This is a genomic window from Streptomyces sparsus, assembly GCF_054776295.1.
In genome coordinates, this window is sequence record NZ_BAAHCA010001275.1 from 1 (window position 1) to 1,108 (window position 1,108).

Genomic DNA, 1,108 nt, shown 5'->3' on the forward strand with positions numbered 1-1,108 from the left:
GGCGGGCCGCCCAGCCGCCGGCCCGAGGTCCTGCCGCACCGGCTCCGCGCGACGGCACGCGACCTGCCGCAACTCGCCGAGGCCGGGTCCAACCCGGTTCCGGCGCGGCCCGAGGCCACTATTCGCCTTGACGTCCGTATCCGCCTGTTGGCGCGTACCGCGCGGGATCCCTACCCGCGTCGGCTGCGCGAACGTCCTACCCATGGAGGTATGCCATGACCGACACCGCCCCCACCGCCCCGCTGCCCCCCCGCGTCCTGGTCGGCTTCGACGCCTCCGAGCACTCCCGCGCCGCCCTGGACAGGGCCGCCGAGGAAGCCGTGCTGCGGGACGTGCCACTGGAGATCCTGTCCGGCTGGCCCTGGGAGCTGCTGCCCCCGATGGAGGGCCAGGACACCGGCGGCTCGACGCTCCACGAGCGGTCCCGGCACCTGGTGGAGAACGCCGCCGAGGAGCTGCGCGAGCGGCACCCGAAGCTGCGGGTCATTCCGTCGATGACGTCCGAGGCCGCCGCGGACGCGCTGGCGCACCGGAGTGAGGGCGCGGTGCTGACCGTGGTCGGCAGCCGCGGCCACGGCGGCTTCGCCGGGCTGCTGCTCGGTTCGGTGAGCCTGCGGGTCGCCGCGCACACCGCGAGCCCGCTGCTGGTCGTCCGCGGTGACACCGGCCGCAGCCACGGCCGCGTCCTGCTGGGGGTCGACGCCGACACCGAGCGCGCGGCGATGGAGTTCGCCTTCGAGGAGGCGAAGCGGCACGACGCGGAGCTTCTGGTGGTGCACGCCTTCGACTTCGCGCCCAACCCGGAGGACGTCCACTACGCGGCGGCGGCCGAGAAGGTCGCCCGCACCGCTGTCGCGGCGGTCGCCGAGAAGTACCCGGACGTGCGCCTCCGCACCGAGACGGTGCAGGGCTCGCCCGGCCGGCAGCTGGTGTCGGTGTCGGAGGAGGCCGACGTCGTCGTGGTCGGCGGGCACCACCGCAAGCACCGGTTCGGCATGCAGCTCGGCCCGGTCCTGCACTCGGTGCTGCACCACTCGCACTGCCCGGTGGTGCTGGTTCCCGGCGAACGGTGACCGGCGGTCCGGGCCGCGCGCCGATCGCGCGGCCC

General features: G+C 75.2%; 1 protein-coding gene. It reads left to right on the forward strand.

Annotated features, from left to right (window positions below; all coding sequences use genetic code 11):
- Window positions 1-215 precede the first annotated feature (215 nt).
- Window positions 216-1,073: a universal stress protein gene (locus ACYVE9_RS27860; protein WP_461030664.1), complete on the forward strand. Its 858-nt coding sequence runs from the start codon at window positions 216-218 to the stop codon at window positions 1,071-1,073.
- Window positions 1,074-1,108 lie beyond the last annotated feature (35 nt).